Source organism: Kitasatospora sp. NPDC059673 (assembly GCF_042734215.1).
Classification (GTDB): domain Bacteria; phylum Actinomycetota; class Actinomycetes; order Streptomycetales; family Streptomycetaceae; genus Kitasatospora.
Window position 1 is genome coordinate 1 of sequence record NZ_JBHWEN010000018.1, and the last position, 16,667, is coordinate 16,667.

The 16,667-nt window shown below is 74.0% G+C and carries 11 protein-coding genes and 1 pseudogene; 5 read left to right on the plus strand and 7 right to left on the minus strand.

Features of this window, described 5'->3' with window-relative positions; genetic code table 11:
- Positions 1-242, plus strand: a pseudogene (locus ACFV18_RS21200) (M56 family peptidase); the annotation flags it as partial.
- A gap of 163 nt (positions 243-405) precedes the next feature.
- A complete protein-coding gene (locus tag ACFV18_RS21205; RefSeq protein WP_380485406.1) occupies positions 406-1,818 on the plus strand; it encodes a transcriptional regulator in 1,413 nt (470 codons plus the stop codon).
- Here the strand turns inward: ACFV18_RS21205 and ACFV18_RS21210 are convergent.
- Complete coding sequence (locus ACFV18_RS21210; protein WP_380485408.1) at positions 1,737-2,234, minus strand: SsgA family sporulation/cell division regulator; 498 nt, start codon at positions 2,232-2,234, stop codon at positions 1,737-1,739. The two genes, ACFV18_RS21205 and ACFV18_RS21210, sit on opposite strands and share 82 nt — an antisense overlap.
- A 286-nt stretch (positions 2,235-2,520) precedes the next feature.
- Between ACFV18_RS21210 and ACFV18_RS21215 the strand changes: the two genes are divergently transcribed.
- Positions 2,521-3,438, plus strand: a complete 918-nt coding sequence (locus ACFV18_RS21215; protein ID WP_380485410.1) for a hypothetical protein — start codon at positions 2,521-2,523, stop codon at positions 3,436-3,438.
- A gap of 171 nt (positions 3,439-3,609) precedes the next feature.
- Here ACFV18_RS21215 and pepN read toward each other — a convergent pair whose 3' ends face one another.
- Positions 3,610-6,102, minus strand: a complete 2,493-nt coding sequence (pepN, locus tag ACFV18_RS21220; RefSeq protein ID WP_380485412.1) for an aminopeptidase N — start codon at positions 6,100-6,102, stop codon at positions 3,610-3,612.
- Between the two features lie 127 nt (positions 6,103-6,229).
- Here pepN and ACFV18_RS21225 point away from each other — a divergent pair, with 127 nt between their 5' ends.
- Positions 6,230-7,372, plus strand: coding sequence for a TerD family protein (locus tag ACFV18_RS21225; protein WP_380485414.1), 1,143 nt, complete (start codon positions 6,230-6,232; stop codon positions 7,370-7,372).
- A gap of 58 nt (positions 7,373-7,430) precedes the next feature.
- Here ACFV18_RS21225 and ACFV18_RS21230 read toward each other — a convergent pair whose 3' ends face one another.
- Together ACFV18_RS21230 and pruA are read right to left on the minus strand one after the other, a co-directional pair.
- On the minus strand, positions 7,431-8,360 hold the full coding sequence (locus tag ACFV18_RS21230; protein ID WP_380485415.1) for a proline dehydrogenase family protein: 930 nt from the start codon (positions 8,358-8,360) through the stop codon (positions 7,431-7,433).
- A gap of 83 nt (positions 8,361-8,443) precedes the next feature.
- On the minus strand, positions 8,444-10,072 hold the full coding sequence (gene pruA / locus ACFV18_RS21235; protein WP_380485417.1) for an L-glutamate gamma-semialdehyde dehydrogenase: 1,629 nt from the start codon (positions 10,070-10,072) through the stop codon (positions 8,444-8,446).
- A gap of 307 nt (positions 10,073-10,379) precedes the next feature.
- Here pruA and ACFV18_RS21240 point away from each other — a divergent pair, with 307 nt between their 5' ends.
- Positions 10,380-11,975, plus strand: coding sequence for a PucR family transcriptional regulator (locus ACFV18_RS21240; protein WP_380485418.1), 1,596 nt, complete (start codon positions 10,380-10,382; stop codon positions 11,973-11,975).
- Positions 11,976-12,079: 104 nt separating this feature from the next.
- Here ACFV18_RS21240 and ACFV18_RS21245 read toward each other — a convergent pair whose 3' ends face one another.
- From ACFV18_RS21245 to ACFV18_RS21255, 3 genes are all read right to left on the minus strand, one after another.
- A complete protein-coding gene (locus ACFV18_RS21245; RefSeq protein ID WP_380485420.1) occupies positions 12,080-13,555 on the minus strand; it encodes an alkaline phosphatase PhoX in 1,476 nt (491 codons plus the stop codon).
- Between the two features lie 144 nt (positions 13,556-13,699).
- A complete protein-coding gene (locus ACFV18_RS21250) occupies positions 13,700-14,806 on the minus strand; it encodes a hypothetical protein (RefSeq protein WP_380485422.1) in 1,107 nt (368 codons plus the stop codon).
- A gap of 151 nt (positions 14,807-14,957) precedes the next feature.
- Positions 14,958-16,562: a hypothetical protein gene (locus tag ACFV18_RS21255; RefSeq protein WP_380485424.1), complete on the minus strand. Its 1,605-nt coding sequence runs from the start codon at positions 16,560-16,562 to the stop codon at positions 14,958-14,960.
- Positions 16,563-16,667: the final 105 nt, after the last annotated feature.

A 16,667-nucleotide genomic window follows, 5' to 3' on the forward strand; every position in this document is an offset into this window, starting at 1 on the left:
CCCGCGCGCCGGCCGCCCCGCGCCCGCGGCTCGCGCCCGCCGCGGCCGGCGGCCCGGTGCCCCGCCGGGTCCGCGCCCTGCTCACCCCCGGCCCCCCGCGCCACCGCCCCGCCCGCACCCTGGCCGCGCTGGCGCTGGCCGGCTGCCTGGCCGCCACCGCCGTCACCATCGCGGAGGCCGGCCACGACCTCCACCGGGCCGTCGAAACCGCCCAGGGCGAGCGCCCCGCGCAAGACCACTGACGGACCGTCGGCACCGCCCGCCCCGCACCGCCGACCGTCCCGGGCCGAACAGAATCGACCGGCGCGCAGCACGTCCTGACGCGCACACGACGCCTTTGGCCCGGTTCGGCGTGTCCACGCCGACCGGCCTACGCTGACAGCCGACGTCGAGACGGGGGTACGCATGCAGCACGGCAGCAGGGGCGCCAGGCCACCGACCCGCGTTCACGCCACTGCCCGGGCCTACGAGCGGATCATGGCGGGCGAGCGGATCGCCCCCGGCGACCACTCGGTCCGCCCGGAGATCGAGGACTCCTGGACCAGGCTGCGCCGCCTCGGCCTGGACCCGGAGCGCCCCCGCGAGACCCACCGGCTGCCGCCCGCCGAACTGGAGGAGCTGCGCCGCGCCACCGGCCTGGCCGCGGTGCTGCCGGTGCTGCGCTCCACCCTGTTCGCGCCCGGCGACTCCACCCCGCTGGTGCTGGCGGTCTCCGACCCGAAGGCCCGGATCCTGTGGATGGACGGCGAACAGCGGCTGCGCCGCGCGGTGGACTCGATCGGCTTCGAACAGGGAGCGCTCTGGTCCGAGGAGGAGGTCGGCACCAACGCCATCGGCCTGACCGCCCGCACCGCCCGGCCCTCCCAGGTGCACTCCGCCGAGCACTACCTGCGCAGCCACCGGGGCTGGATCTGCTGCGGCGTGCCGATCCGCGACCCGCGCACCGGCCGCCCGGCCGGCGTGATCGACCTGAGCGGCCCGGCCGCCGGCGACCACCACTACCTGCGGCAGCTCACGCTGACCGCCGCCCGCCTCGCCGAGACCGAACTGCGGGCCGCCCACCTGGAGTCGCTGCACCACCTGCGCACCGTCGCGGTACCGCTGCTGTCCCGCTTCGGCGGCCCCGCGCTGGTGGTCGACCCGGCCGGCTGGACGGCCGCCGCGGTCGGCCTCCCCGCGCCGCCCCGGCTGGCACTGCCCGCGGAGAGCTGGGAGGGCGGCGGGGTGCACTGGGTGCCGGCGCTCGGCGAGTGCGCGGTGGAGCCGCTGGCCGACGGCTGGCTGATCCGCCCGTCCGCGCCGCGGCCCGCCGACCCCACCGAGCACCCCGGCTCCGGCCTGATCGAACTCGACCTGCGCCGCACCGACCGGCCGGAGCTGCGGGTGAGCGGCAGCGCGGGCTGCTGGTCGCACACCCCGAGCCCGCGGCACACCGAGCTGCTCCTGCTGCTGGCCCTGCACCGGGACGGCCTGAGCGCCGCCGAAGTCGCCGAGGAACTGTTCGCCGACGCCGCCCGCACCGTCACCGTCCGCGCCGAACTCTCCCGCCTGCGGCGGCACTTGGGACCGCTGCTGGAGGCCCGGCCGTACCGGCTGGCGGCCTGCGTCCGGGCGGCGGTGCTCGGCCCGGACGACCCGTACGACCTGCTGCCCGGCTCGGCCGCCCCGGCGGTGCGGGCCCTGCGGGCAGACCTGGCGCACGGCGTGCTTCGGCTGCCGACCGCCCCAGGGGCCGCTCAGCCCTCGGCGATCAGCAGCGCCAACTCCTCGTCGCTGGGCAGCAGTTCGCCCTCCTGGCCGTCCGCGACGAGCCGGTAGGTGCCCTCCAGCCAGGCCCTCACCTGCGGCCTGGACGCCTCCAGCAGCGCGCTGCCGTACGGGGACTCCAGCGCCACGTGCAGGGTGTGGCCGTGGCACGGGCAGTGGGTGGGCCACAGCTTGACGTCGCCCTGGCCGGAGAGCGAGTCCAGGCCGTCGCGCAGCAGCTCGCGGGAGAACACCCAGTCCGCCTCGTCGGAACGCCCCGCGTGGAACGTCAGGCGCACCTCGTACGGCTCGGCGGCGTCGTAGCGGAAGCGCGTACGCACCTCGCCGACCTGCTCCTCCTCCAGCGCGATCCGCAGCACCAGCGTCTCCTCCAGCACCCGGGGCACGGCGGCTCCGGTCGGTTCGCCGCCCGTGGGGGTGGCGGCGAGCGGCTGGTCGGACGGGGCGGGCAGCGGATCGCGCGGCATGACGGTCTCTCCGGGACGGCTGGGGATCCGCCAAGCCTGCTCCCGCGCACCGGCGCCCGCAACGGTTGCAGGGGGTTGCACACCGTACTGTGACCGGCCAGTCCCGGCGGGCGGGCAAAAGGCCCGATTCGCACCCCGGTTCGGTCCTGGAACTGGCGGACCGTCAGGCCGCTGATACTCTCATTCCCCCTGCGCCGTTCGTCCGGGCACCCCCGGCGGCGCGGGGTAGCGGCGTGGCGTTCGGACCGGACGCCGGACGCGGACCAGACCCAGGAAGGGGAGCCCGGTGGCGCTCCGCGAGCACTCCCGGCCCGTCGCCGCCGGGCGGACCGGACGGCACGGCCGCCCCCGGCCCTTCGGCGGGCGGCTCCGGCTGCCCACCATCCGTTTCTCCGGCGCGGCGATGGCGATGTCCACGGTGGTCGGGATCAGCCTGGCCACCACCTGGCTGCTGAACGAGCAGCAGCAGATCGGCCGCCGCCCCGGGGTCACCGTCGGCGGCCCGCCGGTGCCCAGCCCGGACGCCTCCTCCCCGACCGCCGAGGCCACCCCCGTCGACCAGCCCACCGGCGAGCAGACCGCCCCGCCGCCGTCCCCGCGCGGCTCCGCGGCCTCCTCGCCCGTCCCGGGCCCGGCCCGCACCGGGGCCCGCCCGGCAGCCGCCACCGGCCCGGCCGGGCCGTCGGCCCCGGTGAACGTCCCCGAGGCCACGGCGACCCGGCCCTCGCCGTCGATCCCGGGCACGCCGTCCCCGTCGCCGAGCGACACCAACTCGCCACTGAACCCCGGAGAGCCGTCGGCCACCCCGTCGCCGGCGCCCTCTCCCGACCCCGCGCAGACCCTGAGCGGCACGGCCCGGGTGGACGCCCTGGGCCGCGCCGGCACCCGGCATGTCGTGCAGGTGCGGCTGGACGAGACGATGACGGCCCTGCAGGTCGAGTTCCGGCTCGCCCGCCCGGCCGCGCTCCCCGGCACGGTCCCCGCCACCGACCTGCCGGGCGCGGTCGCCACCATCGCCCTGGAGCGCGACACCCTGGTGTACCGCTTCACCACGCCGTCCCACCTGCCACTGGCACCCGGCGTCTACACCTTCACCGTCACCGGCGCCCTCGCCGCCCCCACCCCCACCACCCCGGAAACCTGGACGGCCTCCGCCTTCGCCCTCCCCACCAGCCGCGCGGTCGCGGCCCGCGGCACCTTCTGACCGACCATCGACGAAGCCTCATCAGGGGCCCGTGGGGGTACTCCCAGCCCGCCAGGGCTGGGGGAGAACGGCGGGGCCGTGTCTGCGGATGATCGACAGGGCGCTGTGCGCTCCGCCGTTTCCGGCCCCCGTCCCGTCCTGTCCCCGAGCCCCTGGGCCTCGCGCCGCGGCCTACTCGAACGCCACCCGAATCGCCCGGGTGCGCCGCAAATCGTCCGCGCAGTCGGCCAGGTTGCGCCGCAACGACGGCGTCAACTCCGGGTCCGCGAGAGCGTTCTCCGCAGCAGCCACCACCTCCGCGGTGGCCTGGTCCGCCGGGAACAGCGTCCCCCCGAGCAAGCGCGCGACAATGTCGCCGCGCTGCGCAGCCTCGCCGACCCGCTCGAAGTACCGCAGCGCGTACGCGGCCTGCTCGGCCGGGTCGCCGGAGTCCCAGAAGCCGCGGGCGGTGGCCTCCAGCAGGCGGTTGGACATCGAGTCGGGCGTGAACAGCTCCTGCCAGGCCGCGGCCTTGGCCGCACTCCCGGGCCGGGCCGCACGGCACCTCGCGGCGCCGAAGTCGGCCTCGGTGCCGGGGTCGCGGGCGAGTTCGGCGGCGATCTCGTCCTCGCCGAGTTCGCCGAGCGCGGCCAGCCGGGCCAGGCCCGCCCAGCGCAGCTCGGGGCCGATCTCCAGTCCGGCGGGCACGCCGTCGCCGGCCAGCCAGCCGCGCAGTTCGGCGAGCTGCTGCTCGCCGCCGGAGCTCTCCACGGCGACCCGCAGCGCGGCCAGCCGGATGCCGTCGCCGGCGCCGCCGGTGAGCAGTGCGCGGGCGGTCCGGCTGAGGGTGGCCAGGCCCTCGGTGCGGCGCTCGCCGGTCAGCTGGCGGCCGACCACGTGGACGTGGGCGAAGGTGAGCACCGCCTCGACGACGGCGTTGGCGCTCTCGGCGGGCAGGTGGCGTTCCATCAGGCCGAGGTAGGCGGCCGGGTCGAGTTCGGCGTCCCGGACCAGGTCGCGGGCGTGCGCCCAGAGCACGGCGCGGGTGACGTCGTCCTCGACCGCGGACAGCGACTCGGTGACGAGCTGCCAGGAGTGCGCGTCCAGGCGGATCTTGGCCCAGCTGAGGTCGCCGTCGTTGGGGACGACCAGCTGGGCTCCGGCCTCGACCAGGGCGGGCACGGCGACCCGGCGGCCGGGGCCGATCTCGACGGCGGCCCGGCCGACGGGGACGACCCGGCCGTCCTCGACCCGGTAGCCGCCGACCTCGATCAGGTGCGGCCGCTCGCCCTCGTTGACCACGGTGAGCGCGGTCAGGGTGCCGTCGGCGGCGCGCTCGGTCTCGGCGCGCAGCGTGTCGACGCCGCTGGTGCGCAGCCAGCTCTCGGCCCAGCCGTGCACGTCGCGGCCGCTGGCGGTGGCCAGCGCGGCCAGGAAGTCGGGCAGTTCGGCGTTGCCGTAGAGGTGGTCGGCGAAGTAGGCGTTCAGGCCGGTGAAGAACGCCTCGTCGCCGAGCCAGGCGACCAGCTGGCGCAGCACGGAGGCGCCCTTGGCGTAGGAGATGCCGTCGAAGTTGACCATCGCCTCGGCGACCGAGCGGGTGCCGTTGCCCGCCACCGGGTGGGTGGAGGAGCGCTGGTCGGCGTCGTAGCCCCAGCCCTTGCGCTGCACCGAGAAGCCGGTCCAGGCGCCGGTGAAGCGGGTGGAATCGGCGGCGATCCGGTAGCCGAGCATCTCGGCGAACGACTCGTTCAGCCACAGGTCGTCCCACCAGCGCATGGTGACCAGGTCGCCGAACCACATGTGGGCCATCTCGTGGCAGATCACCATGGCGCGGCGCTCGTGCTCGACGTCGGTGGCCGGGGAGCGGAACAGCATCTCGTCGCGGAACACCACGCAGCCGGGGTTCTCCATCGCGCCCCAGTTGAACTCGGGGACGAAGGCCTGGTGGTACTCGCCGAACGGGTAGCGCTCGTCGAAGAGTTCGTGCAGCCGGTCGAAGGAGGCGGCCGTCACCTCGAACAACTCGGGGGCCTCGCGGTCGAGTTCGGCGGCCAGCGAGCGGCGGGCGTGCAGGCCGAGCGGGATGCCGTCGTGCTCGCCGTAGACCGAGTGCAGCGGGCCGGCCACCACGGTGAACAGGTAGGTGGAGATCGGCTTGGTGGCGGCGAACTCCCAGTGCCCGCCGTCGGACTTGACCGGCGCCCCGTTGGCGACCAGGGTCCACTCCTCGGGGGCGGTGGCGGTGAGGGTGATCGGGGCCTTCAGGTCGGGCTGGTCGAAGCAGGCGAACACCTTGGCGGCCAGGTCGGGGCCGCAGGTGGCGTACAGGTAGACCGCGTCGTCGGCGGGGTCGGTGTAGCGGTGCAGGCCCTCGCCGGTGCGCGAGTAGCGCATCTCGGCCTCGATCAGCAGCTCGTTCTCGGCGCGCAGGCCGGGCAGCGCGAGCCGGTTGCCGTCCAGGGCGGCCACGTCCAGCGGCTGCCCGTTCAGGACGGCCCGGTGCAGGGCGGCCGGTTCCAGGTCGAGGAAGCTGTCGCTGCCGGGCTCGGCGCAGCCGAACCGGATCACGGTGGTGCTGCCGAACCGGTCCGGTCCGCGGGTCAGGTCGAGGTCGACGGTGTAGCCGTGGACCGCCAACAGGCGGGCACGGACAGTTGCTTCGGCTCGTTGCAGTGCTGGCATGACTGCATGCTCGCCGAGCCCGCCGGGGACCGGCAAGCGCGTTCGGCCCGGATTCGCTGGCGGCGTACCCGGGCCGGTCCGAGGAGTTGGCTAGGGTGGGTCGCGGCGGCGAGTCGAGGAGGAGCAAGTGACGACTGATCTGGTGCGGGGCGGCAACGCGCCGCTCGGCGCGGGCCGGGTCGTGGTGGAGGTCACCGCACGCAAGCAGCTGGACGTGTCCGGGCTGCTGCTGACCGAGTCCGGCAAGGTTCGTTCGGATGCCGACTTCGTCTTCTTCAACGCCCCCGCCGGCCCCGGTGTGACGCACCGGCCGGCCGCCGGCAGCACCCCCGACGCGATCACCGTGGACACCTCGGCCGTGCCCGCCGACGTCACCCGGATCGTGGTCACCGCCTCCCTCGACGACCGGCAGGCCACCTTCGCCGGCACCGAGCCCACCGCGACCGTCCGGGACGCCGACAGCGGCCGGGAGCTGTTCACCTTCACCCCGCCCCGGCTCGGCGGCGAGACCGCCCTGGTGGTGGTCGAGGTGTACCGGCGCGGCGCCGAGTGGAAGATCCGCGCCGTCGGCCAGGGCTACGCCAACGGCCTGGCCGGCATCGCCACCGACTTCGGCGTCACGGTCGAGGACGCACCCCCGGCCGCGCCCCCGATGCCCTCGCCCCCGATGCCCTCCGGCTCGCCGGCCGTCGGCAAGATCACCCTCGACAAGGGCAGGGTCAACCTGGTCAAGGGCGGCTCGGTCTCCCTGGAGAAGGGCGGCAAGCCGTTCCTCGCCTCGGTGCGGATGGGCCTCGGCTGGGAGCCCGCCCACCACGGCCGCGGCATCGACCTGGACGCCTCGGTGATCGCCTACGACGCCCAGCGCGAAAAGGTCGACACCGCCTGGTTCATGAAGCTCTCGGTCTTCAACGGCGCGATCGCCCACTCCGGCGACAACCTCACCGGCAAGGGCGGCGGTGACGACGAATCCATCACCGTCCACCTCGGCGGCCTGCCTCCCGAGGTCTGCGGCCTGGTCTTCGTCGTCAACTCCTTCTCCGGCCAGAAGTTCACCGACATCAAGAACGCCTACTGCCGCCTCACCGACGCCACCACCGGCGAGGAACTCGTCCGCTTCGACCTCACCCACGCCGAACCCCGCACCGGCGTCGCCATGTGCAAACTCGTCCGCCAGTTCTCCGGCGAATGGGTCATGACCGCCCTCGGCGAATACGTCGACGCCAAGACCGCCCGCTCCATGGTCAAGCCGGCCGCCGCGATGCTCTGACAAGCCGACGGGGCCCGCGGCGTCAAGCCACCGGCCCCGTACGGGAGTTGAGCTGCCGTCAGCCGCGGGTGGCCATCGCCCGCAGGAAGAACGTCAGGTTCGCGGGGCGCTCCGCGAGGCGGCGCATGAAGTAGCCGTACCACTCCTGGCCATACGGCAGGTACACCCGCATGGTGTTGCCGGCCTCGGCCAGGCGCAGCTGCTCCTCGGGGCGGATGCCGAACAGCATCTGGTACTCGAAGGAGGTGACGTCGCGGCGGTTCCACTCGGCCAGCTGGCCCGCGATCTTGATCATGTTGGGGTCGTGCGAGGCCACCATCGGGTAGCCCTGACCGGCCATCAGGACCTTCAGCGCGCGGACGTACGCCAGGTCGACCTCGTGCTTGCCCTGGAAGGCGACCGACTCGGGCTCCTTGTAGGCGCCCTTGCAGATGCGCACCCGGGAGCCCTCGTGGGAGAGGTCGCGGCAGTCGGCCTCGGTGCGCCGCAGGTAGGCCTGCAGGACGACGCCGAGCCACGGGAAGTCGGCACGCAGTTCGCGGGCGATGCCGAGGGTGGAGTCGGTGGTGGTGTGGTCCTCCATGTCGAGGGTCACCGTGGTGCCGGCGTCCGCGGCGGCCTGGCAGATCCGGCGGGCGTTCTCCAGCGCGATCTTCTCGCCGTCCACCGGCAGGAACTGGCCGACCGCGGAGAGCTTGACGGAGACCTCGGCGTCGGCGGCGAGGCCGGTCTCCTTGAGGGCGGTCAGCAGGTGCTCGTACGCCAGGGCGGTGGCGGCGGCCTGGTCGGCGTCCTTGGTGTCCTCGCCGAGGTGGTCGAGGGTGACCTTGCGGCCGCTGTTGACCAGCGTCTCGGTCGCGTCCACGCCCTGGTCGAGGCGGTCGCCGGCGACGAAGCGCTCGACTATCGCGTGGGTGGGCGGGAACTTCTCGACCATGGTGCGCACCTGCGGGGAGCGCGAGGCGGCGAGGAGGGCGGAACGGAGCATCGTGGACTCCCGGATCAAGGTTCAGCTGGTGGCGAGAGGTGCGGGGCGGCCGGGGTGGCGGCCGCCCCGCGAGCGGCGGACGGTCAGCCCATGTGCGGGTAGCGGTAGTCCGTCGGCGGGACGAACGTCTCCTTGATGGACCGGGTGGACGTCCAGCGCATCAGGTTCTGCTTGGCGCCGGCCTTGTCGTTGGTGCCGGAGGCCCGGCCGCCGCCGAAGGGCTGCTGGCCGACGACGGCGCCGGTCGGCTTGTCGTTGATGTAGAAGTTGCCGGCGGCGTTGCGCAGCACGTGCATGGCGTGCTGCACGGCCTCGCGGTCCTGGGCGATGATCGAGCCGGTCAGGCCGTACGCCGACACCGACTCCATCTGCGCGAGCATCTCCTCGTACGTGTCGTCCTCGTAGACGTGCACGGCGAGGATCGGGCCGAAGTACTCGTCCTTGAAGTACTCGGCGGACGGGTCCTCGCAGACCAGCACGGTCGGGCGGACGAAGTAGCCGACCGAGTCGTCGTACGTACCACCGGCCAGGACCTCGACCTTCGGGTCGGCCTGGGCGCGGTCGATCGCGGCCTTGTTCTTGGCGAACGAGCGCTCGTCGATGACGGCGCCCATGAAGTTCGCCAGGTCGGTGACGTCACCCATGGTGAGCCACTCGACCTCGTCGCGGAACTCGTCCTTCAGCTCGGCCCAGATCGAGGCCGGGACGTACGCGCGGGACAGCGCCGAGCACTTCTGGCCCTGGAACTCGAAGGCGCCGCGGGTCATCGCGGTCTTCAGGATCGCCTTGTCGGCGGACGGGTGGGCGACCAGGAAGTCCTTGCCGCCGGTCTCGCCGACGATCCGCGGGTAGGTGCGGTAGCCGGAGATGTTCTCGCCGACCGAACGCCACAGGTGCTGGAAGGTGGCGGTGGAGCCGGTGAAGTGGATGCCGGCCAGCGCGGGGTGCTTCAGCGCCACCTCGGAGACGGCCAGGCCGTCGCCGGTGACCATGTTGATGACGCCCTTGGGCAGGCCCGCGGCCTCCAGCAGGCGCATCAGGTAGTGCGCGGCGAACTGCTGCGTCGGGGACGGCTTCCAGATCACCACGTTGCCCATCAGCGCGGGCGCGGTCGGCAGGTTGCCGGCGATCGCGGTGAAGTTGAACGGGGTGATCGCGTAGACGAAGCCCTCCAGCGGGCGGTGGTCGGTGCGGTTCCACACGCCGTCCGAGGAGATCGGCTGCTCGGCCAGGATCTGCCGGGCGAAGTGCACGTTGAAGCGCAGGAAGTCGACCAGCTCGCAGGGGGTGTCGATCTCCGCCTGCTGGGCGGTCTTCGACTGGCCGAGCATGGTGGCGGCGGCCAGGGTCTCGCGCCACGGGCCGGCCAGCAGGTCGGCGGCCCGCAGGAAGATCGCGGCGCGGGAGTCGAAGGAGAGCGCCTGCCAGGCCGGGGCGGCGGCCAGCGCGGTGTCGATGGCCTCGCGCGCGTCGTCCTGGGTGGCGTTGCGCAGCGTGCCGAGCCGGGCCGCGTGGTTGTGCGGCTGCACCACGTGGATCTCGGAGCCGCCGCCGAGGCGCTGCTCGCCGTTGATCGTCATGGTGAGCTGGATCGGCCCCTGGCCGCCCAGCTCCTTCAGCTTCGCCTCCAGGCGGGCCCGCTCGGGGCTGCCGGGGGCGTAGCTGTGGACCGGCTCGTTGACCGGCGCGGGGACCTGGGTCACAGCATCCATGGCGCACGCTCTCCTTCTCGTCATGGGACGCCGACGGGAGGTGACACGCCGGCCATGCCACGAACGCTATTCCCCGTTCCCGCCACGAACTGTTGGCCGCGCCGCCAAAGTCCCCCGCTCGCCGTTGTCCGCCCGGACGAACACCGTCACATCCCGGTCACGGCCGCCGAATTCTGTCCGGCTCACTAAACTCGGCCCCGGGATGTTGTCCGCCCCGACGAAGACCCGACAGGGCCCCGACGAAAACCCGCCGGGGACCCGAAGAGAACCCGACGAAGATCCGACGAAACCCGACGAGGACCCGCACATGAACGGCCTGCCGCTGCGCCAGCTGTTGATGTCGCTCGGCGAACCCCTGGTCGAACTCCAGGCCGCGCCGGCCGGCCTGGACGTCCCGGTCCGCGACGTCGCCATCCTCGACCCGGAGGACCCGCCGACCGCCGCCCCGGGCGAACTCGTCCTGGCCATCGGCGCCCGCGGCCGCGCCGCCCTCCCCGCCCTGCGCGCCGCCGGCCGCGCCCGGGCCGCCGCCGTCGCCGTCAAACTCGACGGGCCCGGCCAGGCCGACGCCCTTCGCGAGGCCGCCACCGAAGCCGGCGTCGCCCTGCTGTCGGTCCGCCGCGAAACCCGCTGGGAACACCTCGACTCGCTCGCCCGCACCCTGCTCACCGGACCCGACAGCGGCGCGCCGGGCGAGGCCGACACCGGCGACCTGTTCACCCTCGCCCAGACCGTGGCCGTCCTCACCGGCGGCATCGTCTCCATCGAGGACACCTCCAGCCGGGTCCTCGCCTACTCCCGCACCTCCGACTCCGACGAGGTCGACGACCTGCGCCGGCTGTCCATCCTCGGCCGCCAGGGGCCCGAGCCGTATCTCGCCAAGCTCCGCGAATGGGGCGTCTTCTCCCACCTGCGCGGCTCCGACGGCGCGATCGAGATCGCCGCCCACCCCGAACTCGGCATCCGCCGCCGCCTCGCCATCGCGATCCGCTCCGGCGCCCAACCGCTCGGCACCATCTGGGTCCAGGAGAGCACCCGCCCGCTCGCCCCGACCGCCGACCGCGCCCTGGTCGGCGCCGCCCGCGTCGCCGCCGGCCAACTGATGCGCCGCCGACGCGAGTTGTCCGCCGACGCCCGGCTCACCCAGACCCTGCTCACCGGCCTGCTCGAAGGCTCCACCGGCCCCCAGTCGCTCGCCACCCACCTCGGCCTCGACCTGCGCCGCCCGGCCACCGTCCTCGCCTACGCCCCGGCCGCCACCACCGAACGCGACGTCGAACTCTCCCGCGACGAAGTCACCGGCCTGATCTCCGTCCACACCGCCGCCCGCCACCGCGGCGCCCTGCTCGCCCCCGTCGACTCCCGCATCTACGTCCTGCTGCCCGAACTCCCGCCCGCCCTGCCGCAGTCCACCCTCCGCGACTGGGCGCAGGAAACCGTCGACGCCGCCCGCACCCACCTCGCCATCCCGCTGCGCGCCGCCATCGGCCCCACCGTCCCCGGCCTCGCCGACGTCCCCGCCTCCCGCGCCCAGGCCGACCGCATCCTCGACGCCATGGGTCGCGGCGGCGTCGTCCCCGACGTCGCCGCCCTGCACGACGTCCAGGCCGAGGTCCTGGTCTCCGAAGTCCTCGCCCTCCTCCAGGACCGCCCCGAACTCCGCGACCCCCGCCTCACCGCCCTCACCGCCTACGACGCCCGCCACCACACCCGCCTCGCCGAGTCCGTCCTCGCCTACCTCGACGCCCTCGGCGAAGTCCGCACCGCGGCGGACGCCCTCCACATCCACCCCAACACCCTCAGATACCGAGTCCGCCGCGCCGAACAGTTGACGGGCCTGGATCTGGCCCAACCCCAACAACGCCTCCTGGCCATGCTCCAGTTGAGGCTCACCGACAACTAGTTCCCGCTCGAACTCGGCGCCCGTCAGGCGCGAGCGACCCCACAAACGGCAGGATCCGCCCGCAGGAGAGCAACACCCCTCCCCGGGCGGACCCACCAGTCACGTCACATGCGGTGCCACGGCCCAGTGATCGCCAGCATGATCCCCGGCTCCTGGATGTTCGCGAACAGCGTCCGCCCGTCCCGCGAGAACGTCACGCCCGTGAACTCGCTGAACTCCGGCTTCTCCGCCGTCCCGATGTTCAGCTCGTTCCGCGCCAGCGCGTACGTCCGCCCGTCCGTCGTCGCCCCGAACAGGTGCTGCAGCCCGTTGCCGTCCTCCGCGATGATCAACCCGCCGTGCGGCGACACCGTGATGTTGTCGGGACCGTCGAAGTTCCCCTGGTCGGTCCACACCTCCGCGTTGACCCCGAGGATCACCTTCAGCGTCAGCGTCCGCCGGGCCGGGTGGTAGAACCACACCTGCCCGTCGTGCTGCAGCGGCGACTCCTCACGGGCGAACGACGACACGAAGTAGATGCCGCCGTCCCCCCACCACATGCCTTCGAGCTTGCGGGCCCGGGTGACCTCCCCGTCCTTGAACTGCTTGCGGATCGAGGTGGTGCGGGCGTCCCGGTCCGCGACCTTGACCCAGTCCGCGCCGTACGTGGTGCCGGGCTTGGTGGCCCGGGACAGGTCGTCGACCAGCTTGCCCTGGGCGTCGAACGCCTTCAGCGCCTCCAGCACACCCGCGTCGGCGGCCAGCGTGCGCAGCTTGCCCTTGCCGTGCCGGAAGCCGGCCGGCGGGGTCCAGCGGTAGAAGAGGCCGTTGGGCTTGGCCGCGTCCTCGGTCAGGTAGGCGTGGCCGCGCTTCTCGTCGATGACGACGGCCTCGTGCGCGAACCGGCCGAAGGCCTTGATCGGCTGCGGGTTCCGGTTGGCGTCCTGGTCGTGCGGGTCCACCTCGAAGACGTAGCCGTGGTCCTTGGTGAAGCCGTTGGTGCCGGCCTTGTCCTCGGTCTCCTCGCAGGTCAGCCAGGTGCCCCAGGGGGTGGCTCCACCGGCGCAGTTGGTGGCGGTACCCGCGATGCCGACCCACTCCCGCACCCGCCGCCGGCCGTGGCCGTTCCCCTGGCCGCTCCCGTGCCCGTGCCCCGACACCTCGACGACCGTGCAGCCACCGGCCGCCGCCGGGTCGTACACGTGGCCGTCCAGCAGCGGCACGGGGTGCGGCCACTTGGCGCGCGGGCCGGCCAGTTCGTGGTTGTTGACCAGCAGGGTCGCCCCGTGGCGGCCCTCGAACGCGGCGGTGCCGTCGTGGTTGCTGGGGGTGCTCTCGCCGGTCACCAGGGTGGTGACGCCGGTCCGGGTGATGATCTCGTACGAGAAGCCCTTCGGCAGCGCCAGGATGCCCTGCGGGTCGGACACCAGCGCGCCGTAGCCGACCGCGCCGTGCCCGCCCCCGGCGAGGGCGGCCTCGCCGCCGGAGGGGGCGGCGATCGCCCCGGGCGCGGTGGCGAGCACCTCGGCGCTGCCGGCGATCAGGACACCCGCGCCGAGCACGGTCGAACGGTTCACGAAGTCCCGGCGGGACAGCGACATGACGGTCACTCCTGAGGGGGAGGGGACGGATCGGTGACCGTCAGAGTCCGGCCCGGGCGTGAACCGGACGTGAACCCGATGCTGCGTCAAAGCAGAGATCCACCAACCGTTTTACCAACCGAGAACAACCCGATGACCGGGCCTTTACCACCGGTTCCGGTGCTGCGTACGCTCGATCCGCCACTGCTCCCAGGCGGTCAGCCAGGCGTCCTCCGTGCCGGACGGCAGCTCGGGCGTGCCTCCCACCCACAGCCGTTCCCAGGCGCGCTGCGCGGGCAGGCTCGGCACCTCGCTGGCGAACACGGTGTACCGCACCACCTCCTCGACGGCCGCGCCGCCCTCCGGGGTGCCGCTCAGCCAGTCCACGTGGTGGGCGAGCCGGCCGAGGTGGTTGACCATCGAGGTGACGGCGCGGTCGGCCTCCTCCTCGGTCTCCGAGGCGAGCCACCTCTGCTGGTGCACCACGGTCTCCCAGCGGGCCTTGCGGTCCTGGCCGCGCAGGTGCCGGGGCAGCCGGGCGGAGCGGCCGGCCCGCAGCTGGGCGAGCAGCACGGTGGCCCGGGCGATGGCGTGCTCGGCCAGTTCGCGGTGGGCGCTCAGCCCGAGTTCGCCGGGGGTCGGCTCGGGTGCCGGCTCGGTCGGGGCGGGCTGGCGAGCGGCCAGCGTCCGCAGCAGCGCGGTGCGGCCGATGATGTACTGCTCGAAGTCGGCGATCCCGCGCAGTTCGATCGCGCCGGGCGGCACGCCGCGTCCGGTGACGGTGACGGTGGTGCCGTCCATCCACAGCCGGCCGGCCCAGACGGTGCCGGCGCCGGGGCGGCGGTCCTCGTGGATCTGCAGGGCGCGCGGGTCGCCGTCCACGGTGATCCACTCGCGCAGCGCCCGCACGCCGCCGGGGGTGTCGCCCTCGTCGATGCCGAGCTGCTCGTACACCCGGTCGCGCTCGTCCTCGACCACGTCCTCCAGGTCGGGCAGCGGTTCGGTGAGTTCCGCGCCGGGCCGGTAGGTGCGGACGGTCACGTACGGGCCGTCGGCGCGGTTCCAGTCGCCGGAGCGGACCTCCACCCAGCCGAGTTCGCCGTTGTCGACCTGGTACTCGGCGAGGACGTCCCGCCCGGGCAGGCCGCCCGCGCGGTGCTCCCAGCCGAACACCGGGAACCCGGCCCCGGCCAGCAGCCGCCGGCTGTACGCCTCCTGGTCCGCGTAGACCTCCTCGATCTCCCACGGCCCGCTCGCGTGCTGCCTCTTCATCTCTCGCCGCACCCCCGGCACTCGCCACACCGTTCCCCGCCGGGCGGGCCCGGCACGGCCCCACCATACGGCCCGGGGAACCTGTCGATCCATCAGCTCAACGGCGGTCTTCCGACAGGAGGACGCGGCGGGAACACGCCCGGGTTGCCGGTCAGCGCTGCGCTCGCAGCGAACGGGCCTTGATCGCGGCCCGCCGCGCCTCCTTGGCGACCTTGCGGTCCAGGTGGAGCGCGCCGACGACCTCCAGCACCTCGACCGTCAACGGGTGCGGCACCCGCCACACCTCGCCGAAGTAGCTGGCCGGGTTGTCGGTGACCGGCAGGTCGGCGACCAGCGCCTGCAGGCGGCCGCCCTCGCCGGCGGTGAGCAGCAGCACGGCGGCCACCGAGTCGACCACCCGCCACAGCGCGGCGGGGCGTTCGGCGGCCTCGACGTCCACGCCGCGGGCGCGCAGCCACTCGCGGGCCAGGCCGCCGAGCTCGGGGTCGTCGACGACCTCCCGAACGGCGGGAACGGCGTCCTCGCCGAGCTCGCCGAGCGCGATCCCGCAGTAGTAGCGGCGCACCGGCGACTGCACGTCGCGGCCCCGGCCGCCGGCCAGCAGCGCGCGGGCGGCCTCGACGGGGTTCTCCCGGGCGGCGAGCCAGGCCTTGAGCTCGGGCTCGGCGAAGGTGGCGCCGTTCTCGGCGAGGGCGCGCAGCAGGGCGGGGCCGTCGAGCTCGGCGAGGTCGCCGATCAGCGGGGCCTCGAAGCCGTCGGCGATCAGCCACTCGCGCACCGCGTACTGGCCGAGCGGGGTGAGCCGGACGGTGCCGAAGCGGGCGGCGTCCTCGTCGGTCAGCGGCTGCTCGGGCTCGGTGGCCGCGGCGGCGGCGTCCTGTTCTTCCTCCTCCTCGAACAGTTCGGGGTCGATCGGGGTGTGCTCGACCAGGCCGAGTTCGGCGAGGTCGCCGAGCATCGGGTCGAGGATGACCATCAGGTCGGTGATCTCGCCGAGCATCTCCTCGTCGGGTTCCTCGCCCTCGGGAACGACCAGCAGCGCGGCCAGCACACCCAGCGGGACGGTGGTGTCCGCGCCGGGCTCGGCGAACGCGGTGGACTCGTACAGCACGTGCAGCGCCTCGTCGAGGATCTCGGCGGCCTGGTCCCGGGCGTCCTCCACCTCGGCCAGGGCCGCCGTGTCCTCGGAGGCGGCGCTCTTGTCGCCCTCGACCACCTCCGGGTCCACCGACTCGGCCTCGGCGGCGAGTTCGCGGACCAGCTCGGCGGCCTCGAACCACAGGCCGAGCACGGCCGCCGGCTCGCCGGCCTCGACGGCGGGCAGGTCGGGGCCGGGGACGGCGATGTGGGTGCCGCCCTCGGTGGTGCCGGTCTCCACCACGCCGAGGTCGCAGGCCAGCGCCCAGGCGCGCATCGCCTCGACCACGTCCTCCTCGTCCGGGTCCTCGAAGCCGAGCATCCGGGCCGCCCGGATCCGGTCCTCGGGGCCGAGGTCGCCGTGCTCGTCGACGTCCCGGTGCGGGTCGACCCAGCGGGCCAGCGCGACCACCCGGGCGATCAGCGGGACGGCGAGCGCCGCGTCGGCGAGTTCACGGTCCTCGGGCAGCACGATCGGCGGGATCAGCACCGCGGTGTCGTCGGGGTCCTCGTCGCCGCTCTGCGAGCCGTACAGGTCCGCGAGGTCGTAGTCGGCGGGCAGCAGGGCCTCGACGTCGGACGGCTGCTGCTCAGGGGTCTTACGGCTTCGTCCGGCCATCGCGCGCGAACTCCCGCTGCTCGTCGGAGGGTACCGCCGCCCGGTGGGCGGTCCGACAAAGGGGCGGACGCCGGGGCATCGGCGGCGCGGGCCGGTGTGTCGGCC

Bases quoted from the DNA above. Each gene is read 5' to 3' on its own strand.
- ACFV18_RS21230 (WP_380485415.1), bottom strand. From the start codon at position 8,360: ATGCTCCGTTCCGCCCTCCTCGCCGCCTCGCGCTCCCCGCAGGTGCGC.
- ACFV18_RS21250 (WP_380485422.1), bottom strand. From the start codon at position 14,806: ATGAAGAGGCAGCACGCGAGCGGGCCGTGGGAGATCGAGGAGGTCTAC.
- ACFV18_RS21240 (WP_380485418.1), top strand. From the start codon at position 10,380: ATGAACGGCCTGCCGCTGCGCCAGCTGTTGATGTCGCTCGGCGAACCC.
- pruA (WP_380485417.1), bottom strand. From the start codon at position 10,072: ATGGATGCTGTGACCCAGGTCCCCGCGCCGGTCAACGAGCCGGTCCAC.
- ACFV18_RS21245 (WP_380485420.1), bottom strand. From the start codon at position 13,555: ATGTCGCTGTCCCGCCGGGACTTCGTGAACCGTTCGACCGTGCTCGGC.
- ACFV18_RS21205 (WP_380485406.1), top strand. From the start codon at position 406: ATGCAGCACGGCAGCAGGGGCGCCAGGCCACCGACCCGCGTTCACGCC.
- ACFV18_RS21210 (WP_380485408.1), bottom strand. From the start codon at position 2,234: ATGCCGCGCGATCCGCTGCCCGCCCCGTCCGACCAGCCGCTCGCCGCC.
- ACFV18_RS21255 (WP_380485424.1), bottom strand. From the start codon at position 16,562: ATGGCCGGACGAAGCCGTAAGACCCCTGAGCAGCAGCCGTCCGACGTC.
- pepN (WP_380485412.1), bottom strand. From the start codon at position 6,102: ATGCCAGCACTGCAACGAGCCGAAGCAACTGTCCGTGCCCGCCTGTTG.